General features: G+C 59.4%; 4 protein-coding genes. 3 read left to right on the top strand and 1 reads right to left on the bottom strand.

All coding sequences use genetic code 11. The annotated features are described in order from the left end of the window. Positions 1-1,381: alpha-amylase family glycosyl hydrolase (locus GSQ88_RS06155; RefSeq protein WP_246735086.1), on the top strand; the 1,381-nt coding region annotated here is incomplete at its 5' end. Between the two features lie 66 nt (positions 1,382-1,447). Here GSQ88_RS06155 and GSQ88_RS06160 read toward each other — a convergent pair. Continuing rightward, a complete protein-coding gene (locus GSQ88_RS06160; protein ID WP_159006495.1) occupies positions 1,448-1,888 on the bottom strand; it encodes a hypothetical protein in 441 nt (146 codons plus the stop codon). 658 nt (positions 1,889-2,546) lie between these two features. Here GSQ88_RS06160 and GSQ88_RS06165 point away from each other — a divergent pair. Both GSQ88_RS06165 and GSQ88_RS06170 read left to right on the top strand, forming a co-directional pair. After that, positions 2,547-2,708, top strand: a complete 162-nt coding sequence (locus GSQ88_RS06165; protein WP_159006496.1) for a DUF2934 domain-containing protein — start codon at positions 2,547-2,549, stop codon at positions 2,706-2,708. Between the two features lie 273 nt (positions 2,709-2,981). Further along, the coding region (locus GSQ88_RS06170; RefSeq protein ID WP_283810670.1) for a thiamine pyrophosphate-binding protein at positions 2,982-3,707 on the top strand (726 nt) is incomplete at its 3' end.

The following is a 3,707-nucleotide window of genomic DNA, read 5'->3' on the forward strand; positions in this document are numbered from 1 at the left end:
GTCCGATGCGCATCCCTGGTTTCGCGACGCGCGAAGCTCAAAGGATTCGCACTATCGTGACCGGTACGTCTGGGCCGACAAGAAACCCGCCAACGCCGACAGGGGTGTGGTGTTTCCCGGCGTGCAAAAATCGACGTGGAGCCACGATAGGGAAGCCAGGGCGTGGTACTTCCATCGCTTCTACGATTTTCAGCCCGATCTCAACACGTCGAACCCACAGGTGCAGGCGGAGATCCTCAAGGTCATGGGATTCTGGATTCAGCTCGGAGTATCCGGCTTTCGCATGGACGCAGTCCCGTTCGTAATCGCAACCAAGGGCGCCAACGTCAAAACGCCGGTCGGGCAATACGACATGTTGCGGTCGTTTCGCGAATTCCTGCAGTGGCGGAAGGGCGACGCCATCGTCCTGGCGGAGGCTAACGTACGGCCGAAGACCGATATGAGGTATTTCGGCCACGACGGCGAGCGCATGCAGATGATGTTCAACTTCCACGTCAACCCGCATCTGTTCTATGCGCTGGCAGCGGCCGACTCCCGGCCACTCGCCAAGGCGCTCAACGCTACAAGGCCGCGTCCGGCCACAGCGCAATGGGGATTATTCCTGCGCAACCACGACGAACTCGATCTCGGTCGGCTAACCAAAGTGCAGCGCGAAAAGGTGTTCAGGAGCTTCGGTCCCGATAAGAACATGCAGCTTTACGACCGCGGTATTCGCCGTCGCCTGGCACCGATGCTGGGTGGCAACCGACGGCGACTCGAACTCGCCTACAGTCTGATGTGTACGCTTCCCGGCACGCCGGTGATCCGCTACGGCGACGAAATCGGCATGGGCGACAGGCTGGATTTGCCCGAGCGAAATTGCGCCCGCACCCCGATGCAATGGTCAACCGAACCGCATGCCGGTTTCACGGAAAGCGACCGGCCGTGCTCACCCGTGATCGACCAGGGCCCTTACGGGTTCGAACACGTCAATGTCGCAAAGCAGCGCCGCGATCCCGACTCGCTGCTGAACTGGACCGAACGCATCATCCGGATGCGCAAGGAGGTACCGGAGATCGGCTGGGGCGACTTCAAGGTGATCGCCGCGCGGGATCCGGCCGTTTTGATCATCCGCTATGATTGGCGCAACAATTCCGTATTATTCGTGCACAATCTCGACGAAACGCCGCGCGAAATCTCGTTTGCGTCGGGCGTTTCCGGCGAAGCCGGCAAGCTATTGATCAATCTGCTGTCCGAGGATCACAGCCAGGCCGGCGGCAGCGGCCGGCATAAACTGGTGCTCGAAGGATATGGATACCGATGGTACCGCGTCGGCGGGCTGAATTATCTCTTGGAGCGCAGTGATATCGATAGTTTTGCAAGCCCTCGAAATCCGCGCTGAGACCGTCTGGCCGGACTGACCCTCCAGACGGCGATTTCGCTCAATTTGCCACTGCAACCAGCTTGCCTAGGTCTTTCCCTTGTCCTTGTCGGCGACAGCCACCGCGCGCAGCGCGGTCGGCTTATTCGCTTTCGGACCCGGGGCATCCACGACCAGGCTGTCGAACTCCATCTCGGCGGAAGCCCTGATAATGGGCTCTTTCGGCGCACCGTCGGCGGGCGCATACCACGGCGCTTTCTCAATCGCCCCTTTTTCAAGGGCTTGCGCCATCAGTTGTCCGATTTCTTCTCCGCTCAGCGGGACGAGCGAGCCATCCTCGTTCTTGTAGAGTTGGGGACAAAAATATAACGCGTGTATCCGTGGATCGTATCCGTCTACGACGAGGAAATGCTGCGCTTTTCCGAATATTTTACGCTTCGTTACAAGCCTTCTTTCCTGCGTCGTGAGTGCGACCCTCAGCCGCTCGCGCTCATGGCCGACGATCGTGGCCGCCTTCCAACAGAACAAGCCAATCCCTCGTGTTGGCGTTGTCTGAGTGGATCGGGACGAGAGTGCCTCGCGGTTTGCCAAAGATACCCATGCGCCGAAGCCTACCAAGTCTGATTATCAGGTCAACCCGATAAGACAATTGCAATAGTCCCGTACGTGCCAACTTCGGCGCTACATCCGATTTTGGACGTAGGAACTCTTCGACGAAGCGCGGGTTTTAGTTGAAGCCTTTTGGCTTCATCCTGAGGCCTGTTTGTATCGTCCATGCTGACAATTTCTCTGGAGTGCGTTCTGTGAGCGAGTCTCAATTGCTGGAAGAGTCGGTCGCCATCGCCTGAGTCTTCCTGCAGAGAAGCGGCGAGCTGGGCGACGGATACGTCGCGGCGCGTTTCCTGACGGACAAGGTTGATGCCATGATCAAACAGGCCGGCGCAATCGGATGTTTCTGGCAAATATGGCGATCATCAAGTACCAGGAGTCACGACGCAAGGTCGTCCCGATCCGCCAACGCGCCTGATCGCGGCAGGGAACAAAGGCCCTTCCTGCGACGTTTTACGGCGCGGAACAAGTGGAGGTTAATGGATGGGTTGGGACTGCGCGTTGTCTGCCCGACGTGAGTTGGCAATACGCGGATTGGTCTGCCGACCCCTTGGCAGAATTGGCTCAGGAGACCGTAATGGGACGCGTTCCCGGCATTGAGATCGTTCGCCGCGCTTACAAGATTTGGGAAGACTCGGGCAAGCCTGAGGGCAAAGATCAGGAATTCTACCATCGGGCCGAGCGCGAGCTCGAAGAAGAACTGGCCCAGCGGGAAGCCAAGCAACCGGACAACGCTTAAATGTTCTAGGTCTTCGTGGTCAGGCGCCGCAATCGCATCCCGAAATGTCGCGCGAAAGAGCGCGGGCCTCCCATACGAAGCCGTCCAGCGCCCCCTGCGCGCCCCGCGACGCGGTCGACAAGCTCCCGCGGTACCAACTCCAAACAAAATAACGACCTGTCGGATATGGCCTCCCCGGAACGAATCCGAGTCCTTCGGCTTTGACTCGTCGTCTCGCAACCGCGAGACGACCTCTGATATCAGATCGATCCAGTGAAACAGGAATCGACAATCATGGCTGACGTCGCGCCAACTCCGGCCGTCAAGACGGTTCCCAAGCCCCGTGACCAGCACTTGCGGGACATGGCCGACTGCATTCGCTTTCTGTCGATGGATGCCGTGCAGCAGGCCAAGAGCGGCCATCCCGGCGCACCCATGGGTATGGCCGACATCGCGACTGTCCTTTTCAGGGATTTCGTGCAGTTCGACGCAGCCGATCCGCATTGGTTCGACCGCGACCGGTTCGTGCTGTCGAACGGGCACGCCTCTATGCTCCTCTACAGCCTGCTCTATCTCACCGGCGTCAAGGATATGACCCTCGATGAGTTGAAGCGGTTCCGTCAGATCGACAGCAAAACCGCCGGCCATCCTGAGTACAAGCACGCCGACGGCATTGAAACGACGACGGGGCCGCTCGGACAAGGTGTTGCAAACTCGGTGGGCTTCGCGCTCGCCGAACGCATTCTCAACGCCAGGTTCGGCGACGACCTCTGCAAGCATTGGACCTACGTCTTCATGGGCGATGGCTGCCTGATGGAGGGCATCAGCGAGGAAGCGATTTCGATGGCGGGCCACTACAAGCTCGGCCACCTGATCGCGTTCTGGGACAACAACTCGATCACGATCGACGGCCCTACCCGCCTCGCGGTCTCCGATCTTGAGATCGAGCGCTTCCGCGCCTCCGGCTGGCACGTCCAGGAGATCGACGGCCACGACACGGATGCGATCCGCGACGCCATC

This window comes from Bradyrhizobium sp. S69 (assembly GCF_009766005.1).
GTDB lineage: Bacteria > Pseudomonadota > Alphaproteobacteria > Rhizobiales > Xanthobacteraceae > Bradyrhizobium.